16 protein-coding genes and 1 pseudogene are annotated in these 19,059 nt (G+C 61.6%); 13 read left to right on the forward strand and 4 right to left on the reverse strand.

What is annotated here, in order from left to right:
• Positions 1-161: 161 nt before the first annotated feature.
• Complete coding sequence (locus A7Q26_RS16145; RefSeq protein WP_017181642.1) at positions 162-1,145, reverse strand: GlxA family transcriptional regulator; 984 nt, start codon at positions 1,143-1,145, stop codon at positions 162-164.
• Positions 1,146-1,231: 86 nt separating this feature from the next.
• Between A7Q26_RS16145 and A7Q26_RS16150 the strand changes: the two genes are divergently transcribed.
• The 13 genes and pseudogenes from A7Q26_RS16150 (at position 1,232) to A7Q26_RS24745 (ending at position 14,138) form a co-directional block, all read left to right on the forward strand.
• Complete coding sequence (locus tag A7Q26_RS16150) at positions 1,232-2,488, forward strand: sarcosine oxidase subunit beta family protein (RefSeq protein ID WP_017181643.1); 1,257 nt, start codon at positions 1,232-1,234, stop codon at positions 2,486-2,488.
• A gap of 12 nt (positions 2,489-2,500) precedes the next feature.
• The gene (locus tag A7Q26_RS16155) at positions 2,501-2,752 is read left to right on the forward strand and encodes a sarcosine oxidase subunit delta (protein ID WP_017181644.1); all 252 of its coding nucleotides are present in this window, start codon (positions 2,501-2,503) and stop codon (positions 2,750-2,752) included.
• The gene (locus A7Q26_RS16160) at positions 2,749-5,700 is read left to right on the forward strand and encodes a sarcosine oxidase subunit alpha family protein (protein ID WP_017181645.1); all 2,952 of its coding nucleotides are present in this window, start codon (positions 2,749-2,751) and stop codon (positions 5,698-5,700) included. Before A7Q26_RS16155 ends, A7Q26_RS16160 begins: the two co-directional genes overlap by 4 nt.
• Positions 5,693-6,202 carry a sarcosine oxidase subunit gamma gene (locus A7Q26_RS16165; protein WP_017181646.1) on the forward strand — a complete coding sequence of 170 codons (510 nt, stop codon included), beginning with the start codon at positions 5,693-5,695 and terminating at the stop codon, positions 6,200-6,202. Before A7Q26_RS16160 ends, A7Q26_RS16165 begins: the two co-directional genes overlap by 8 nt.
• Before the next feature lie 12 nt (positions 6,203-6,214).
• Entirely contained in the window at positions 6,215-7,072 is an 858-nt protein-coding gene (gene purU, locus A7Q26_RS16170) for a formyltetrahydrofolate deformylase (protein WP_017181647.1), read from the forward strand.
• On the forward strand, positions 7,041-7,964 hold the full coding sequence (locus A7Q26_RS16175) for a bifunctional 5,10-methylenetetrahydrofolate dehydrogenase/5,10-methenyltetrahydrofolate cyclohydrolase (RefSeq protein WP_370385549.1): 924 nt from the start codon (positions 7,041-7,043) through the stop codon (positions 7,962-7,964). Before purU ends, A7Q26_RS16175 begins: the two co-directional genes overlap by 32 nt.
• 108 nt (positions 7,965-8,072) lie before the next feature.
• Positions 8,073-8,672, forward strand: coding sequence for a helix-turn-helix domain-containing protein (locus A7Q26_RS16180; RefSeq protein WP_017181649.1), 600 nt, complete (start codon positions 8,073-8,075; stop codon positions 8,670-8,672).
• Between the two features lie 86 nt (positions 8,673-8,758).
• Entirely contained in the window at positions 8,759-9,634 is an 876-nt protein-coding gene (locus A7Q26_RS16185) for a class II glutamine amidotransferase (RefSeq protein ID WP_026002135.1), read from the forward strand.
• Positions 9,634-10,323: a protein glxC gene (locus tag A7Q26_RS16190; protein WP_017181651.1), complete on the forward strand. Its 690-nt coding sequence runs from the start codon at positions 9,634-9,636 to the stop codon at positions 10,321-10,323. Before A7Q26_RS16185 ends, A7Q26_RS16190 begins: the two co-directional genes overlap by 1 nt.
• Positions 10,324-10,333: 10 nt before the next feature.
• The gene (locus A7Q26_RS16195) at positions 10,334-11,662 is read left to right on the forward strand and encodes an FMN-binding glutamate synthase family protein (RefSeq protein ID WP_017181652.1); all 1,329 of its coding nucleotides are present in this window, start codon (positions 10,334-10,336) and stop codon (positions 11,660-11,662) included.
• 131 nt (positions 11,663-11,793) lie between these two features.
• Positions 11,794-13,095 (forward strand): type III glutamate--ammonia ligase, encoded by a 1,302-nt coding sequence (gene glnT / locus A7Q26_RS16200; protein ID WP_017181653.1) that lies wholly within the window; start codon positions 11,794-11,796, stop codon positions 13,093-13,095.
• Between the two features lie 169 nt (positions 13,096-13,264).
• Positions 13,265-13,777 (forward strand): annotated as a pseudogene (locus tag A7Q26_RS16205) (IS66 family transposase); the annotation flags it as partial.
• A 187-nt stretch (positions 13,778-13,964) separates the two neighbouring features.
• Complete coding sequence (locus A7Q26_RS24745; protein WP_017181820.1) at positions 13,965-14,138, forward strand: hypothetical protein; 174 nt, start codon at positions 13,965-13,967, stop codon at positions 14,136-14,138.
• Between the two features lie 434 nt (positions 14,139-14,572).
• Here A7Q26_RS24745 and A7Q26_RS16210 read toward each other — a convergent pair whose 3' ends face one another.
• From A7Q26_RS16210 to A7Q26_RS16220, 3 genes are all read right to left on the reverse strand, one after another.
• Positions 14,573-16,030, reverse strand: coding sequence for an NAD(P)/FAD-dependent oxidoreductase (locus A7Q26_RS16210; RefSeq protein ID WP_051034288.1), 1,458 nt, complete (start codon positions 16,028-16,030; stop codon positions 14,573-14,575).
• Positions 16,031-16,174: 144 nt separating this feature from the next.
• The gene (locus tag A7Q26_RS16215) at positions 16,175-17,356 is read right to left on the reverse strand and encodes a hypothetical protein (protein ID WP_124810770.1); all 1,182 of its coding nucleotides are present in this window, start codon (positions 17,354-17,356) and stop codon (positions 16,175-16,177) included.
• A gap of 180 nt (positions 17,357-17,536) precedes the next feature.
• Positions 17,537-18,934 carry an APC family permease gene (locus tag A7Q26_RS16220; RefSeq protein WP_017181817.1) on the reverse strand — a complete coding sequence of 466 codons (1,398 nt, stop codon included), beginning with the start codon at positions 18,932-18,934 and terminating at the stop codon, positions 17,537-17,539.
• Between the last annotated feature and the right edge of the window lie 125 nt (positions 18,935-19,059).

Genomic DNA, 19,059 nt, shown 5'->3' on the forward strand with positions numbered 1-19,059 from the left:
GCTGGCGCGCGATTCATTCGACCGGCTGCGCACCGTGGACGTCCTCGACTCGCGTGAACCACGTATCGATGGCCCGATCCGAACTTCCCGTGGCGACGATGCTGGTGCTGAGTCCAATTCCCGGCCTCGTGCTGGGAACACCGGCCCGCGAACGCCCCCGATTAGGATTCTCGATCTCTCCTCGCCCGCCCCGAGGGCGGTTTCCCATAGCGATCACGAAAACTGCGGCTAAAATGGCTGGCACTCTGAAACCCGCAAGCTAATGCAACTTGTGTGACGGACAGCGCCGTCGTGCGCAAGAGTTGCTCCGACTTCTCGAGCCGGATGCGCATATAGCTCTCCCGCATGGTCGCACTGAGATGGTTGCGGAACAGGCGTTCCAATTGCCTGACCGAGACCTCTGCGATTTTAGCTAGGGTTTCGCGCGGGGATGGTTCCTCCACCGTTTCCTCCATATGAGCGAGTACCTTCAGTACCGTGTCATTGGACACCTGATGCCTTTCGCGCAGGCTCAACCGCTGAGGGCGGTCGGCCCTACGGGTATCGGTACGGATGAACCAGTCCGAAATAATCGAGGAAAGGCCGTAACCTTGCTCACGCTCGATCATTTCGATCGCCAGGTCCAAACCCGCCATCCCGCCCGCGCAGGTCACGCGGCGGCGGTCGATGACAAACAGTACGGTTTCTGGCGAAACATTCGGAAAAGTTTCAACGAAGACGGGCCGATGCTCCCAATGGATCGTCGCGCGATAACCATCGAGAAGCCCGGCCCGCGCCAGCAGGAAAGGGCCAGCAGATACCCCTGTGATGACTGCGCCCTGTGCCGCCATGCGCCGTAACCAAGCAAATGTGCGTGCATCCGAAAACCCCGTGGGGTCACCGCCTGCGAAAACGAACAGCGTTTCGCAGTCAAACGGCTGGCCCACCGCGAAGTCGGCTAGGATCGTTGCGCCATTCGACGCATGGATCGGCCTTCCATCAACTGAAATGTGGGACCAGCGATAGAGCGTGCGCCCCGCCAGCGCGTTCGCTGCGCGGAAGACCTCAATTACTGAGGCATAGGACATCAGCGAGAATCCGTCGATCAGCAACAGCCCTAGCGTCCGAATTTCTTCAGCGCTGCGAAGCTTGTCGGTTTTGGTCATATAAGGGTCGCTCATGGACAAGCGATATGGTGCCGAACGGCTACTTACAAGACATCACATCACACGAATTTCGAGGCGCCGCACGCATGACGCGCTTTTCCATTTTCAATCTTGCCACGCACGCTCTCAAGGGGCATCGCGATTGGCGCCCGACCTGGCGCGATTCCGCGCCTGCTGAGGGTTACGATATCGTCATCGTCGGTGGCGGCGGCCACGGCCTGGCCACTGCCTACTACCTCGCCAAGGTCCACGGTATCCGCCGCGTCGCAGTGGTCGAGCGTGGGTGGATCGGCGGCGGCAACGCCGGACGCAACACCACGATCATCCGCTCCAACTACGGATTGCCCGGCAACGAGCCCTTCTACGAATTTTCGATGAAGCTTTGGGAAGGGCTGGAGCAGGACCTGAACTACAATGTGATGGTCAGCCAGCGCGGCATCCTGAACCTGTACCACAGCGATGCCCAGCGTGATGCTTTCGCCCGGCGCGGCAACGCGATGCTGCTCCATGGCGCGGGAGCGGAATTGCTGGACCGGGACGCGGTGCGCAAGATGGCACCGTTCCTGAATTTCGATTCGGCCCGCTTCCCGATCATGGGTGGCCTGCTGCATCGTCGCGGAGGTACTGCCCGGCACGACGCGGTCGTCTGGGGTTATGCCCGCGGCGCTTCCGACTTTGGGGTCGACATCATTCAGAACTGCGAGGTCAAGGGCTTCCTTCGTGACGCCAGCGGCGCCGTCACCGGCGTGGAGACAACGCGCGGTGCAATCCGCGCGAACAAAGTCGGCCTGTCGGTGGCCGGACATTCCTCTGCCGTCGCAGCGATGGCCGGGCTGCGCCTGCCGATCGAGAGCCATGTGCTCCAGGCCTTCGTGACCGAGGGGCTGAAGCCGGTCATTCCCGGCGTCATCACTTTCGGGGCCGGACACTTCTACATCAGCCAGTCGGACAAGGGGGGGCTCGTCTTCGGCGGCGACATCGACGGATACAACACTTACGCCCAGCGGGGGAACATGCCGGTAGTGGAGGACGTGTGCGAGGGTGGCATGGCGATCATGCCGATGATCGGTCGCGCCCGCCTGCTGCGTTCCTGGGGCGGTGTCGTGGACATGTCGATGGACGGCTCCCCGATCATTGACCGCACCCCGGTCGAGGGCCTCTATCTTAACGGGGGCTGGTGCTACGGCGGTTTCAAGGCAACGCCGGCCGCCGGGCGCTGCTTTGCCCATCTGCTCGCGACGGGCGCCCCGCACGATACGGCTGCCGCCTACCGCTTCGACCGCTTCGAGCGCGGTCATCTGATCGACGAAAAGGGCGCCGGCGCCCAACCCAATCTTCACTGAGGGAACGAGGCCATGCGCATACCCTGTCCCTATTGCGGCGAACGTGACTCCCAGGAATTCGTCTATCGCGGCGATGCTTCGCCCCGCCGCCCTGAAGGCGAGGACGGCTTCTACGACTATGTGTACCTGCGCGACAACGTGATCGGCGAGATGGCCGAGCACTGGTACCATGCGCAAGGGTGCCGCAACTGGATCACCGTGCTGCGCCACACCCGCACACACCGCATCGCCGCCGCCACGCTGTCCCGGGAGACACCCGCATGAGCCGCCTTTCTGCCGGTGGCCTGATCGACAGGCAGCGCCCGCTTTCCTTCACCTTCGACGGGAAGGCCTATTCGGGCTTTGAGGGCGACACTCTCGCCTCCGCTCTCGTAGCTAATGATGTCCGTCTCGTCGGCCGCTCGTTCAAGTACCACCGGGCGCGCGGGATCCTCACAGCGGGAAGCGAGGAGCCCAACGCCCTCGTCACCCTGCGTACCGGCGCCCACGCCGAGCCGAATACGCGCGCGACCACCGTCTCGCTGTTCGACGGTCTGGAGGCGAGCAGTCAGAACCGCTGGCCCAGTCTGCGCTATGATCTGCTGGCCGTGAATCAGCTTGCCTCGCCGATCTTTGTGGCGGGCTTCTATTACAAGACCTTCATGTGGCCCGCTAAATTCTGGGAGAAGGTGTACGAGCCGCTTATCCGGCGGGCGGCGGGGCTGGGCAAGCTCTCCATGCTGCCCGATCCGAGCGAGTATGACCGCGAGCATGCCTTCTGCGATCTGCTCGTCATCGGTGGTGGTGCGGCCGGTCTTGCGGCGGCCCTGACCGCAGGACGTGCAGGGCTGCGCGTCATGCTGGCGGACGAGGACGCCCGTCCCGGCGGGCGCCTGCTGAGCGAGCGGCAGGAGATCGACAGCATGTCCGCAGTGCAATGGGTTGCACAGGTGCTGGCGGAGCTGGCCTCGCTTCCGAACGTGCGCGTGCTCAGCCGTACCGGCGTATTCGGGGTCTATGACGACGAATATGTGGCCGTCGAACGCGTTTCCGACCATCTTGTCGCCCCGCTGCCGGGGCAGCCGCGTCAGCGGTTGTGGAAGATCGTCTCCCGCCGCGCCATCCTCGCGACAGGCGCCATCGAGCGGCCGCTGGTGTTCGGTGGCAATGACCGGCCTGGTGTCATGACTGCCTCGGCTGTCTCGACTTACGTCAATCGTTACGCCGCGGTTCCCGGACAGCGCGCCGTCGTGTTTACCGCCAGCGACAGCGGATGGTCGACTGCGCGGGACCTGGCGGCAGCGGGCGCCTCCGTCGTGCTTGTCGACCACCGCGAAGATGAGCCTGCCCTCGCCGCTGAACTACGTACGCGTGGTGTCGAAATCCTGAGCGGCGCGATCGTCACTGACGTGCACGGTGTTCCGGTCAGGAAGGTTGACGTGCGCCTCGCGGATGGTTCGCGCCGCACGCTCCGCGCGGATCTCGTCGCGATGGGTGGCGGCTGGAATCCGGCAATCGGCCTTGGCAGCAACATGGGAGCAAAACCTGTGTGGTCGGAATCGCAACAGACTTTCCTGCTCGACGAGACCCCACCCGGGCTCGTTCCGGCCGGTGCGGCGGCAGGCCGGTTCTCGCTGGCGCAGGCCCTAGTCGACGGCGCTGCCAAGGGTACCGACGCCGTGGCGGACGCAACCGGCCGCGCTGTTCCCCCGCCCTCGTTTCGGGCAGCGGACGAAGCCGCGTCGACCGCGCCCTTGTGGCATGTACCGGGCGCGCGAACCAAGTGCTTCGTCGATTTCCAAAACGACGTGACAGCCAGCGACGTGCAGCTCGCTGCCCGTGAAGGCTTCGTGTCCATCGAACACATGAAGCGCTACACGACGCTTGGCATGGCGACCGACCAGGGCAAGACCAGTCAGCTCAATGGCCACGCACTGCTGGCGGCGGCAACTGACCGCACGATTGGTGCGGCAGGGACGATCATGTCGCGCGCGCCTTATCAGCCAGTGGCGATCGGCGTGCTGGCGGGCCATCACCGCGAGGAATCCTTCCGCCCTGTGCGCCGCACGGCCAGCCATGACTGGGCGGCCGAACAAGGTGCAACCTTCGTTGATGCCGGACAGTGGAAGCGTGCGCAGTGGTTCAGCCGCCCGGGGGAGGCGTCCTGGCTGGAGACAGTCAACCGCGAGGTTACGATGACCCGGCGCGGCGTCGGCATCTGCGACGTGTCAACGCTCGGCAAGATCGACGTGCATGGCCCCGATGCCGCCCTGCTGCTCGACCGGCTCTACATCAACATGTTCTCGACCCTTGCCGTCGGCAAGGCGCGCTATGGCGTGATGCTGCGCGAGGACGGCATCGTCATGGATGACGGCACAACCACCCGTTTCGCAGAGGACAGCTTCTTCGTCACCACCACCACGGTCAACGCCGCGCGGGTTATGCAGCATATCGACTATGCCCGGCAAGTGCTCTGGCCCGAGCTCGACGTTCAGGCCACTTCGGTGACCGAACAGTGGGCCACCTACGCCGTCGCCGGTCCCCGTTCGCGCGAGATGCTGCAGGCGGCATTTCCGGACCTTGACGTATCGAACGACGCCCTGCCGTTCATGGGCGCTGCGAAGTTCCGCTGGCAGGGTTTCGAGGCGCGCATCTACCGCCTGTCGTTCTCCGGTGAGCTGGCCTACGAAGTAAGCGTACCTGCGACGCTCGGCGACAAACTGGTGCGCCACCTCTTCGCTGCCGGCCGCTCCTACGACGCCGTGCCCTACGGCACCGAGGCGCTCGGCGTTATGCGCATCGAGAAGGGCCATGCCGCGGGCAACGAACTGAATGGCCAGACCACTGCAGCCGACCTCGGCATGGGCCGGATGATGTCGAAAAAGAAGGATTTCATCGGCCGCGCCATGGCTGCCAGGCGCGGGCTCGCGGATCCGTCGCGCCCCGCGCTGGTCGGTCTCAGGCCGGTCGACCGTACCCGGCATCTGCGTGGTGGCGGACACCTGCTCGCCCCAGGTGCAGCACCGCTGCCGCAGAACGACGAAGGGTTCGTGACCTCGGCCGCTTGGTCGCCAACGCTGGACCATTCGATCGCGCTTGGCCTGCTGGTCAACGGCGCACAGCGTCACGGCGAGCGCATTGTCATCCACGATCCGGTGCGCGGAGGCGATATCCAGGCGGAAGTCTGCAACCCGATTTTTGTCGACCCCGAAGGAGTCCGCGTCCGTGCCTGAACACCTCACCATCCAGGAGCGCGATGATATCGCTCTGGCATCCGTCATGGCGAGAAAGAGCATGAGTGCCGCGAAGATCGGCACTGCGCTGGGCATGTCGCTGCTTGACCGACCGGCGGCCTGCGGCTCGGGAGCCGTGACCTTCATCGGCACGGGCCCGGGGACCTGGCTCGCGTTCCACGATGGCACCGCTCCCGATTTCGCTGCCGATCTCACGCATCGGCTTGCGGGACTCGCATCGGTATCCGACCAGTCCAGCGGCTACGTTGTCCTGCGTCTTGCAGGCGAAGGCGCGCGCAAGCTGTTACAGCGCGGGGCGGCGATCGATTTCCACTCCGCATCCTTTTCCAGCGGTTCGGTGGCAACCACGGTGATCGCGCATATCGGTGTCGTCATCCGGCAAGTCGACGACGGTCCCACTTACGACCTTGCCACTTTCCGTAGCTTTGCCGGCAGCCTGCGCGAGTGGATCGACCACGCCGCAGCCGCGCTGGCCTTCTAATCCGAGGACACGATGACCAAACCCTATCTCCTGACCCTGTCCTGCGCCAACCGGCCAGGGATCGTCACGCGCGTTACCGACGTGATGTATCGCCATGGCGGCGACATCAAGGAAGCGCACCAGTACGATGACGCCGAAACCGGCCGCTTCTTCGGCCGCATCGTGCTCAGCCTGCCGGATGAGGCCGCTGCCGATGATCTGCGTGCCGGCATCGCGCCGCTGGCAGAAGAGCTCGCGCTCGACTGGACGCTGCGTCCCAAGGATGAACTGCGCAAGGTGCTGATCCTGGTATCCAAGTTCGATCACTGCCTGGTTGATCTGCTTTACCGCAACCGCATCGGCGAACTGCCGATGGACGTCGTGGGCATCATCTCCAACCATCCCCTCGGCACCTATCAAGGTGTCGATTTCGGTGGCATTCCGTTCCACCACCTGCCGATCACCAAGGAAACGAAGCCGCAGCAGGAAGCCCGGATCAAGGCGATTGTCGATGAGACGGGCGCGGAACTGATCGTGCTGGCGCGCTACATGCAGATCCTGTCGGATGACCTTGCCGCGTTTCTCTCGGGCCGGTGCATCAACATCCACCATTCGTTTCTGCCAGGCTTCAAGGGTGCCAAGCCCTATCACCAGGCGCATGCGCGCGGTGTCAAGCTGATCGGCGCAACCGCGCACTACGTCACCGCCGACCTCGACGAAGGACCGATCATCGAGCAGGACGTGGAGCGCATCTCGCACCACGACACGCCCGACGATCTCGTGCGCAAGGGCCGCGACATCGAGCGCCGGGTGCTGGCGCGGGCGGTAGCTTTCCATCTCGACGGCCGCGCGCTCGCCAATGGCGCGAAAACGGTCGTGTTTCGCGACTGACCCGATGGCAGCCATCATAGACGGACGGGCGATCGCCGCGAAGCTTCGTGGCCGGGTCGCGGAAGAAGTCGTCAGTCTGGCCGCGGAAGGGATCGTGCCGGGACTGGCGGTGGTGCTCGTCGGCGACGATCCTGCCAGTCAGGTCTATGTCCGCTCCAAGGTGACGCAGACGCTGGAAGCGGGAATGCGGTCGTTCGAGCACCGCCTTCCCGCCTCCACGAGCCAGGAGGAACTTCTTGGCTTCGTGGCCGCGCTCAATGACGACGATGCGGTCGACGGCATCCTCGTGCAGCTTCCCTTGCCGCAACACATCGATTCAGACCTGGTGCTGGACGCGATTGATCCGCTGAAGGATGTCGACGGCTTCCATCCGGTCAATGTCGGGCGTCTTTCCACCGGCACCGGAGGACTGATCCCCTGCACACCGCTGGGTTGCATGATCCTGCTCGACACCGCGATCGACCACTACCGGGGCCTGAAGGCAGTCGTGATCGGCAAGTCCAACATAGTCGGCAAGCCGGTCGCCATGCTGCTGCTTGAACGCGAGTGCACCGTCACCGTCACTCACATAGCCACCCGCAACCTGCCGGACACCGTGCGCAGCGCCGACATCGTTGTTGTCGCCGCAGGCAGTCCGGGCCTTGTGCGCGGAGATTGGGTTAAGCCGGGGGCTGTGGTCATCGACGTTGGCATCAACCGCGTCGAGCGCGACGGCAGGAAGGTGATCATCGGCGATGCCGTGCGCGAGGAAATGGATCACGCCGCCGCTGTAACGCCCGTCCCCGGTGGGGTTGGGCCAATGACGATTGCCTGCCTGCTGAGCAATACCCTGCGGGCGGCGAGGCGCCGACGCGGGCTGCCCGGCGCGGTGCGCGAGGCGGCAGTTGCCTGATCGATATGATGACATCGGGCAACATCCTCTTTATGAAACAGTGCCCGAACAGGTTTTTAACGGAGAGTCGGCATTACTGCTACCGTCAATACCGAAGATCAGGATACCTTGACGGGCTCGGCCGCACCCGGCAAGCCCGATCGCAGTCTGGAAAAAGCACTGGGCACCCAAATTCGTGCCGTCCGGCGCGATCTCGATCTCTCTATCGCCGATCTTGCCTCGGCAGCGGGCATATCCACCGGCATGCTCTCGAAAATCGAGAATGGGGGCATTTCCGCTTCGCTTGGCACACTCCAGGCGATCTCAGGCGTATTGCAGGTTCCCCTGTCTCTTCTCTTCGCGTCGTTCGAAGACCGGCAGGACTGCTCGCACGTGAAGGCGAACGCCGGCGTTACGATAGAGCGCCGCGGCACCAAGGTGGGCCATATCTATCAACTGCTCGGCCATATGTTGCGCGGCGATGTCAACGTCGAGCCGTACCTTATCACCCTTCGCGAAGATGCGGCCCCTTACACCGGCTTCGCGCATAGCGGCGTCGAGTTCATCTACATGCTCGAAGGCGAACTGACCTACCGCCACGGCAACGCGAGCTACCCTATGCAGCCGGGAGATTCGCTGCTGTTCGACAGCGGGACCCTGCATGGCCCGGAACGGATGCTATCGGAGACATCCAAGTATTTGTCGATAATCATATATCCGAAGAGTTGATTTCCTTACAGGCAAATTTGTTTCCTGTGAGTTGACCAATTTTCCATACTCCAGTACGACTTCCTTCTCTGACGAGGGAATCGACCATGTGTGGAATTGTTGGGTTGTTTTTGAAGAACAGCACGCTTGAGCCCCGTTTCGGGGAACTGCTTGCTGAAATGCTCGTGGTCATGACCGGCCGCGGTCCCGATAGCGCGGGCTTTGCTGTCTACGGCAGTGGTGAGAATGGGCGCATCAAACTGACCGTGCGGGGTGATGACCTCGATTCGATCGTCGCAGACCTGGGCGGCGATATCAGTGGCTTCATCCGCGACACGCATCTGGTGCTCACGCTTCCCGAACGCGATGAGCAGCGCGTTCGCGACTGGCTCGCCGCCTCGCGTCCGGATCTTGCGGTTACCGGCGCAGGTGAGCGCATCGAGCTGTACAAGGAAGTCGGCCTGCCTGCCGACGTTGCCAAGCGCTTCGGCCTCGCCGGCATGTCGGGCACGCACGGTATTGGCCACACCCGCATGGCTACAGAGAGCGCCGTCACCACAGCGGGCGCCCACCCGTTCTCGACCGGCACCGACCAGTGCCTAGTTCACAATGGCTCGCTTTCCAACCACCGAAGTCTGCGCCGAATGTTGGAGCCCAAGGGCATCCGCTTTTCGACCGATAACGACAGTGAAGTCGCCGCCGGCTATCTCAGCTGGAAGCTGCAGGAAGGAGCGACGCTGGCCGAAGCACTCGAAGCGAGCCTTGACGACCTCGACGGCTTCTTCACCTTCGTGGTCGGCACCGAGAGCGGCTTCGCAGTGCTGCGCGATCCAGTTTCATGCAAGCCTGCCGTCATGGCCGAAACCGACGATTACGTCGCGTTCGGCTCTGAATACCGCGCATTGGCGGGTCTTCCGGGTATCCAGAACGCCCGCGTGTTCGAACCTGAACCTGCCCGTGTCTATGCTTGGGAGCGCAACTGATGCCTGTCGTCGATCTCGCCGAAACCACCAAGCGCGACCTTAACGCGCAGCTTCACGCCCTGCCTGCCGACACCAACGCGACGCACTGGACCGTCGAGAATTCCGAAGGCCAGCACGCGCTTGCCGTCGGGCTCGATGTACCCATCACCGTCGAGATCAATGGTCACGCCGGTTACTACTGCGCCGGCATGAACAAGCAGGCAACCGTCGTGGTGGACGGCAACGTTGGCGTTGGAGTCGCCGAGAACATGCTTTCGGGCAAGGTTCACGTGAAAGGCGACGCCAGCCAGTCGGCGGGCGCCACCGCGCACGGCGGCCTGCTGGTGATCGACGGTGACGCCTCGGCTCGATGCGGCATATCCATGAAGGGCGTCGACATCGTCGTAAAAGGTTCGATCGGCGCGATGAGCGCATTCATGGCTCAATCCGGCAACCTCGTGGTCCTGGGCGACGCCGGCGATGCGCTGGGGGACTCAATCTACGAAGCCCGACTCTATGTGCGTGGCACGGTCAAGAGCCTCGGCGCCGACTGCATCGAGAAGGAATTGCGCGACGAGCACAAGGCCGACCTGCGCCGCCTGCTTGACGCCGCCGGCCTGGACGAGACCGTCAGCGTCGCTGATTTCCGCCGCTATGGCTCCGCCCGCGGTCTCTACAATTTCCACGTCGACAACTCGTCGGCTTACTGAGGACCTACAGATGGACCTGGAGAACATCCCCCAGACGTTGCCGCGCTTCTCGGCAACTTTCGATCCTCACACGCTGGCGGAAATCCGCAGAGCTGCCGCGACCGGAATCTATGACATTCGTGGCGGAGGTACGAAGCGCAAGCTGCCGCATTTCGACGATCTGCTGTTCCTCGGGGCATCGGTCTCGCGCTATCCGCTGGAGGGTTACCGAGAGAAGTGTGCCACGGATGTGTGGCTGGGCACTCGCTTCGCAAAGAAGCCGATCCATCTCAAGACCCCTGTCACCATCGCCGGGATGAGCTTCGGCGCCCTGTCGGGTGCCGCCAAGGAGGCGCTGGGCCGTGGCGCGACCATCGCCGGGACCTCAACGACCACTGGCGACGGCGGCATGACGCCCGAGGAGCGTGGTCAGTCGCAGACACTGATCTATCAGTACCTGCCTTCGCGCTACGGAATGAACCCTGATGACCTTCGCCGTGCCGATGCGATCGAGGTGGTCGTCGGGCAGGGTGCGAAGCCCGGCGGCGGCGGTATGTTGCTGGGCCAGAAGATCTCCGATCGCGTTGCCATGATGCGGAATCTGCCCAAGGGCATCGACCAGCGTTCGGCCTGCCGTCATCCCGACTGGACCGGTCCCGATGATCTTGAGATCAAGATCGAGGAACTACGCGAGATTACCGACTGGGAAAAACCAATCTACGTCAAGGTGGGTGCGACGCGCCCTTATTATGACGTTGCCCTTGCGGTGAAGTCGGGAGCCGACGTCGTTGTCCTCGACGGAATGCAGGGCGGTACGGCCGCGACGCAGGACGTATTCATCGAGCATGTCGGGATTCCGATCCTTGCCGCGATCCGCCCCGCAGTGAAGGCGCTGCAGGATCTGGGCATGCACCGAAAGGTCCAGCTCATCGTCTCGGGCGGCATCCGTAGCGGTGCAGACGTGGCCAAGGCCTTGGCTTTGGGTGCGGATGCCGTCGCCATCGGCACCGCCGCGCTGGTCGCGTTGGGTGACAACGACCCTGCCTACGAAGAGGAATACCGCAAGCTCGGCTCCACCGCCGGTGCCTACGACGACTGGCAGGAGGGCCGCGACCCCGCAGGCATAACGACGCAGGACCCTGAACTTGCCGCGCGCCTCGACCCGGTTCAGGCCGGCCGCCGCCTTGCCAACTACCTTTCGGTACTGACGCTGGAAGCACAGACCATCGCCCGCGCTTGCGGCAAGAGCCACCTGCACAATCTCGAGCCCGAGGATCTGGTGGCCCTCACGCTAGAGGCTTCTGCCATGGCCGGTGTGCCACTGGCCGGAACGAACTGGATCCCCGGCCAGACTTTCTGACCGGCCGGTGGTCCCGGAGCCGGCAATCCCAGATGCCGGCTCCAACGAAGGCACCCTCGTGCTCGCAGGCAGGAACGGGTTTATCGGACAATCAGAGCGCAAAGCGGCCGGTCGTCCGTTGCTGGAGAAATATGACCATGACCATTAGCCTTGCGGAAATCGCCAAGGAAAAGGGAATCAAGTACTTCCTCATTTCCTACACCGACCTGTTCGGCGCCCAGCGTGCCAAACTCGTTCCTGCCTCTGCCATCGCCGGGATGCAGAAAAACGGCGCCGGTTTCGCCGGTTTCGCTACCTGGCTCGACATGAGTCCGGCCGACCCGGACCTATTTGCGAGACCCGATCCGGAAAGCCTGGTCCAGCTCCCCTGGAAACCCGAAGTGGGCTGGCTCGCCGCCGATCTGTGGATGAATGGCGCTCCCGTAGAGGCCTCCCCGCGCGTCGCCCTCAAGAACCAGATCGCGCGCGCTGCCGAAATTGGCCTGCAGATGAAAACCGGGGTGGAATGTGAATTCTTCCTGCTATCTTCCGACGGTCAGTCTATCGCCGATACGGCAGACTGCCAGGCCAAGCCCTGCTACGACCAGCAGGCGCTGATGCGCCGCTACGATGTGGTTACCGAGCTGTGCGATGCCATGCTGTCGCTCGGCTGGAAACCTTACCAGAACGACCATGAGGACGCGAACGGCCAGTTCGAGATGAACTGGGAATATGACGACGCGCTGCTCACCGCCGATCGCCATGCCTTCTTCAAGTACATGGCCAAGTCGATTGCCGAAAAGCACGGCCTGCGCGTGACCTTCATGCCCAAACCGTTCACCCACCTGACTGGCAACGGCTGCCACATGCACGTCTCGATGTGGAAGGGCGACACCAACGCCTTTGCCAACCCTGGTGGCCAAGACCTGACCGCCGAGGCGCTGCACTTCATCGGTGGCATCATCAACTCTGCGGATGCACTCACGGCCTTCCTCAATCCGACCGTCAACAGCTACAAGCGTATAAACGCGCCGCGCACCACTTCAGGCGCGACCTGGGCGCCCAACTCGGTGACGTGGACGGGTAACAACCGCACGCACATGATCCGCGTGCCCGAACCGGACCGGTTCGAGCTGCGCCTGGCTGACGGTGCAGTCAATCCGTATCTGATGGCCGCTTCAGTGCTGGCGGCGGGCCTCGACGGACTGGCCAACGCCCGCGACCCGGGACCGCGCTCCGACATCAATATGTATACGGAGGGCAGCACGCTACCGGCCAAGAACAAGCTGCCGCTGAACCTGCTCGACGCCCTACGAGCGCTGGAAGGCAGCGCCGTACTCAAGGACGCGCTCGGCCAGCTCATTCCCGCCTATCTGAAGCTGAAGACAGGTGAATGGAACGACTTCACCCGTCATCTCACGCAGTGGGAACGCGACACCACGCTGGACTGCTGAACGGGCTCTCTCGCACCGCACATCGCCGTACCGGCCTGTTCCCGGCCTGCCGCCGGGAGCCGTGGAGACGTGCGCGCAGAACGCGCCGGATTCGTCATGTGGAGGCAGTCAATGAAACTCATCCTGTAAGCGGGGCCTGAGTACCGCAGCTATGCGGCTTGGGCGACGTCTTGCTCGGTCGGATGCCAGTTCCATATGTGGACGGCTCTTCGACATCGAGCGCGCCATCAACGGCAAATCGGCGCAGGATCGTTTGGCTCTGCGGCAGGAGCACAGCGCCCCGCTGGTGGCCGATCTGGAAGAATGGATGCGCGACAGCCGGTCGAAGCTATCGAAGAACAGCGATGTGGCCGAGGCCATGGATTACATGCTCAAGGCGTGGCCCGCCTTCGCCGCGTTCCTCGACGACGGCCGTATCTGCCTCTCGAACAACGCGGCGGAACGGGCGCTGAGGGGCATTGCCCTGGGGAGAAAGTCGTGGCTCTTCGCTGGTTCAGATCGCGGCGGCCAGCGCACCGCCTTCATGTTGAGTCTCATTGGCACGGCAAAGCTCAACGACATCGATCCGCAGGCCTGGCTCGCCGATGTGCTCAGCCGCATCGCCGACATCCCCCAGAACCGTCTCCACGAACTGCTTCCATGGAATTGGCGTGCCGCCGAGGATCAACGAAAAGCCGCCTGATCCGCGGCCTTCACCGCATGCCTACCCTGAAGGACACGGCACATCAACTCCACCCGCCAGCGATGCCGCCAGCTTTGCACAAAGGCAAACCTCACGGCCTTTGGCTCGCGAAGAACTGAGTCGCCTTCTTAAGAAACAGCCATATCAGGCTCCGGTGTCAGTTCCTGAAGCGAGAAGCGCTCTCTTCATGCCGGCGCTCATCGCCGCCCGCTTCAATCCCGACCTAAAATCCAAATATCAGCAGATGGTCGCCGCTGGCAAACCAGCCAAGGTCGCCATCACTACACTCATGCGAAAGCTCGTCGTCACGGCCAATGCTCTGCTCAAAGCAGATCGCCTTTGGCAGCAATCTCGCGCTTGACCATCATAGATACTCTAAAGCTTGATAAGGTTTCAATCAGACGTCATCAGTATGGGAAAACCTATTCAATTGAGCAAGACGAGACTGCAGTCGATCGGCCAGCGAATTCCTAACCGGCTTACCTATTTTAATCTTACGCCACGTGTTGTAGCTAATCCCGAATCTGTAATTCAACGCTTCGTCTGTTTGACCAGTAAGAAGTCGTTCCATATCTCGAACAACAGATTCATCAATTATAACTTGACCTTTCATGGAATATTTCACTCATTATTATTGACAGGACACATAAGAATGATCTTGCGAGAATATCCACGAACTGAGATTTCGATCCACGAAGCTTCGAGGAGCAGCTATGGATCAAGATGGTAGGCGAAGTGGGCGTCCAGTGTGATGATCTTCGACTGCCTTCGTACGCGGGGGTCGCCCGGTGATTTTCATTCTAGAAAACCGCCCTCCGGATCATCGAAAATGGAACCACGAAGCTGCTTGCGTACCTTTCGCTTCATGAGTGACCAAGCCGCTTGCTTCCCGAGATAATCAAGCGGCCAAGCGGGCCACCTCTGCGGCTTGCGGTTGACGATCCAAAAATCGGTTAGATCACTACGGCGACCGGCGAGCATGTCTGCGACAGTCTGACCATGTAAATGGCTGATGGCGAGCCCATGGCCCCAGCACCCGCCGATATAGATCACGCGCTCGTCACCGACATTCGTGAGGTGAGGCACCAGGTCGCGCGTCCCCGACATGTGTCCACCCCAGTTATGTGCCAGCCTGACATCTTTTAGCGCAGGAAAGATAGCCTTCAAGTGAGCAAGCGACACCTGGCCCCCCTTGGCATCGACGGTTGGCTCCATCTCGGTTCGCGTCGGATGGCCGCCATAATAGATGAAGTAGAACTGGATGCGCTTGTCCGCAGTGGGTGCCATATAGTGGAACAGATCGAGTGAGCTTTCAATCGCGTTGCCCTGTTTCCAGCCAATCGACGCCCATTGCTCGTCGGACAAGCGCTCGGTCACCGCGCCGCGCGCGAATACCGGAGCTTGATACCGGTCGAGTTCCCTGCCGAGTGGACCTTGTAGCTGGTGCGTGAATGCATTGGTCGCCAGTACGACCTTGCTCGCAAAGATTCTTCCCCCCGGCGTCGACACTCGCACCCCGCTGGGCGTCCGCTCCAGATGAGTCGCTGGCGTGTTTTCATACACCGTAACCCCTGCTGCCTCCGCAATGCGCTTTAGTTCACGCACTTGTTTGCAGGGATTCAGCAGACCTAGATCAGTGTCTGCGATTGCAGCCTTAAAGTGGGTATTTCCGTTGTAACTAGCCTGCACCTGACGGGCATCAAGCCAGGATATCGTATCAACGCCCACCTTTTGGTGAGCGGAGTACAGATCGTGGAGATCATCGATCCATCGATCATCAAAAGCGACACGCATCAGTCCAGGAGCACGATAATCACTGTCCAGACCATTTTGTTCGATAATCTGGCGAGTGTAAGCGGTCGCGCGACGACAATATGCAAAGGCCGCCGCAGATCGTTCCACCCCGTATTTCTTGTGTATGGCCAACTGGCTCATGCCAAACTGTGGCATGAGCCAGCCAGCGGCTCGTCCGCTGGCGCCGAAACCGATGATTTCGCTTTCGATCACGACCACCGAGCCCAGACCGTCCTTCGCACAGTGCCAGGCCGATGAAAGTCCGGCGATGCCGCCGCCTATTACGAGAATGTCGCATCGCAGATCGGCAGCCAGGTCCGGATTCGCGGTGTAATTTCCATAATCCCGAATCCAGAAGGACTTGCCTGCGTGCGGGGGCGACGAGGGCTTTGCTCGCTCGTTCGTGCCCGACGCCGGGTACGGCACATCATGGCCAGGCCCGGGAGTTTGATTGTGCATCCTACCAACTCCAACTATTAAGCCAGGCCGACATCGCATCGTCCTTGGCGCAGCGCTATGAGGGCTTCAAATCCTGACATCCGGTCCGACCCGACCGATCGCTTTACAAACGCGCCACCCTGAAGTGGCGACGCAAGCCATGGTTCAGGAGGCAGCAGGCACCCGCGCCGCTTCGTGGGGCCTTCGGGCTGCATATACCGCAATTATCACAAGGGCAGCTGCGGCGGGGAAGGGCGCGGCAAGAAGGACGATGCTCAGCGAACCTTTCGCGACCAACATCGCACCGATGGCAGGGCCTATGGCCTGCGCAGCTACGTTGATGATATAGATCATGCGGGTGAACTTTTCATCTGGATCATTGTCCGCAACGAGTGACATATAATAGGTCAGGCCCAAACCCCAGGCGGATAGGTATGCTGCGAATGCTATCGTGTAGGAGAAAGTTGTCGTCGACTCGTACAGCGCCCAAATCGCGCCGAAGAATAACAGGGTAGTAAAGGCGATCCACTTGAGTCGGCCTCCGATCACGCCGACAGCAGTCGGGATCAGGACGGCCACTATCGACAAGATGTAGCTGAACGCGGCGGCATTCGCGACCTGGGCCGGATTAAGGCCATTGGCGAGGCCGACCCGTTCCGTAAATCCGGAAACCACGTTTGCCCCCACGGCGAACAGTAGCAAGCCCACCAACGCGATCTTTCCGAACGCTATGGCGCCAAGCCGGGTGCCTTCTCCATCACGGCTCCCCAGATCAACCGTGCCACCGCGCAGGTCGGCGGGAAGCAGCAGCGATAGAAACACCGCGGCACCCAGCCAGAGCGCGCCCGATGAAAGAGCGGCGCCGTAGCCGATATACTCACGCAAGGCGTCAAGCAGCCAGATTGCGGCGGCCGACAGCAACAGGGAGATGGCCATTCCGGCGCCGAACGCGCGATCCGGAACGGTCGCTCGAGCCATGATGCATGCGCACACGGTCGTCAAAAGCACCACGCTCAATCCTGATGCGAACCGCACCGAGCAGAGCAGTAAGTAACTGTCCGCCATGCCGGTCAGCGCGTTGGCGACGGTTGCCGCCAGGGAAGCGCCCAATATAAGCAACCGCCACGGCGCGCGTGGCATCAAGATGAAGCCGAGTACGGCTCCCACGACGCCGCCGGCCTGGTCGATGGTTTGAACAAAGCCCGCCTGGCTTAGGCTGATACGCAGCGTGTCGTTGTACATGCCCACAAAAAATGGCGCCACATCGATCAGAACGAGTGATAGACCATAGAGGGTACACGCTATCGCCAACGTAATTCGAGGGTGTGCACCAAGTCCGCTCTTCACTCTCTAATCTCCTGATGACAGCCTGCTCGCAGGGTGAGGTCGTTCGATGATGCCCTCGATGCAAAAGGACCGCAGGCGGGGAGCTTATCACAGGCCACGAGGCCAACAAGAATAATTCATCAATCGAATATTTATCGGCCTATCGGGCCACGCGCCCGTATCTTTCCACACCAGGACGCTTCAGGGATGGTCCTGAAGAATGGCTGCGAAACGCGATGGCCGATAGCGACGAAGCCAGAGCGCGAAGCCGATGCCGACAACCATCGCCACCGGAATACCGATAGGGATCCGATTAACGACAGGGTTGCTGCTCCCGCTGAGATACTCGAAGTTTTCAAAGGCAAAGTATAGCGCGCCCAGCAGGCCGATAAACGCCAGTGCGGGTGCGATCACGTGCTGCCAGAGCTTACGTTGCGGATGGTCCCGGAAGTAGGAGATGACCGCAAGGCTGGTCAGCGCCTGCATGAACATGACCCCAGCCGCGGCGAAGCCGAGCGCCACCAGTCCAAGTCCCAGCATCGGGTGCAGGCCAAGATATGCGGCTCCAACGATGACTATGAGCGAGATGCCCGATACGGTCAGACTGGCCATGGTCGGTGAACCATGAACGGGATGCGCACGGCCGAGCACGAGCGGAAGGCAACCTTGGCGGCCAAGCACAAACATGTAGCGGGCAGCCACGTTGTGCATCGACAATACGGTAGCGAACATGCTGGTGATGACCGCGACCTGCATGATCGTGGTGAATCCGCCGCTGATGAATTTGTCGCTGAGCTTGAAGTAGATGAGGCCGACGTCGGACTCCGGTATGCCCTTGATGTTATCAGGTCCCACCCCGCCAACGGTGATCCACGACGTCACGAAATAGAAGACACCAATGGCGCCGATCGCGAGATAGGTCGCCCGCGCAACAGACTTTTGTGGAGACTTGGCCTCCTCCGAAAAAAGTGCCGCGGATTCGATTCCGAAGTAGCATGTAAAGGCGAGCAGGATCGCGACGCCCGGCGCACCACTGGCGAGGCCACCGATATCCAATGACTGTATTGGAAATGCGCTTGTGCCGAGCTTGTCGACAAGGGCGGCATCGAAGAACAGCAGGAGAATGAATTCGATAAGGATTACGATCAGCACGGCGCGAGCGCTGAAATCAATCTTGCGCAGACCGAATAAGCCGACGATGACCCAAGCTGCCAAGGAATAGGTTACCCAGTGCAAGTCATAGCCCAGCAAAGTCTGCACCGTGGTATGCATGATAAAACCCAGGTAACTGAAGCCGCCAGGCACAAACATCGTGTAGGAAACCACGGCCACGCACGCCGCGCCCATACCCACCACTGATCCCAGACCGCGCGCGATATAGGCATAGAAGGCGCCACCCACCAAAACCTCGCGGCTGATCGCCGAATAGCCTACAGCGAATAGCGCTGTAACCACCGTGGCGATGACGAAGGCCAGCGGCAGGGCAGTCCCGCTGCCGAACACAAGCGCAACCGGCAAAACACCGATCACGCAGGCTAGAGGCGCGACCGCAGCAATGACAAATACGGCTAGCCTGAATGTGCTGAGCGTGCGCGGCAACGCAACGGGCTCGGCTCCACGGGGAGGAGGGACGGCTATTGATGCAGTGTCAACTATGGTTTGTGTCATCCCAATCTCCCGAAATTCTTTTCGTCTCGCATGGCACCGGATGGTTGACGGTGACC

Origin of the sequence: Sphingobium sp. TCM1 (genome assembly GCF_001650725.1) — a bacterium.
Taxonomy (GTDB): domain Bacteria; phylum Pseudomonadota; class Alphaproteobacteria; order Sphingomonadales; family Sphingomonadaceae; genus Sphingobium.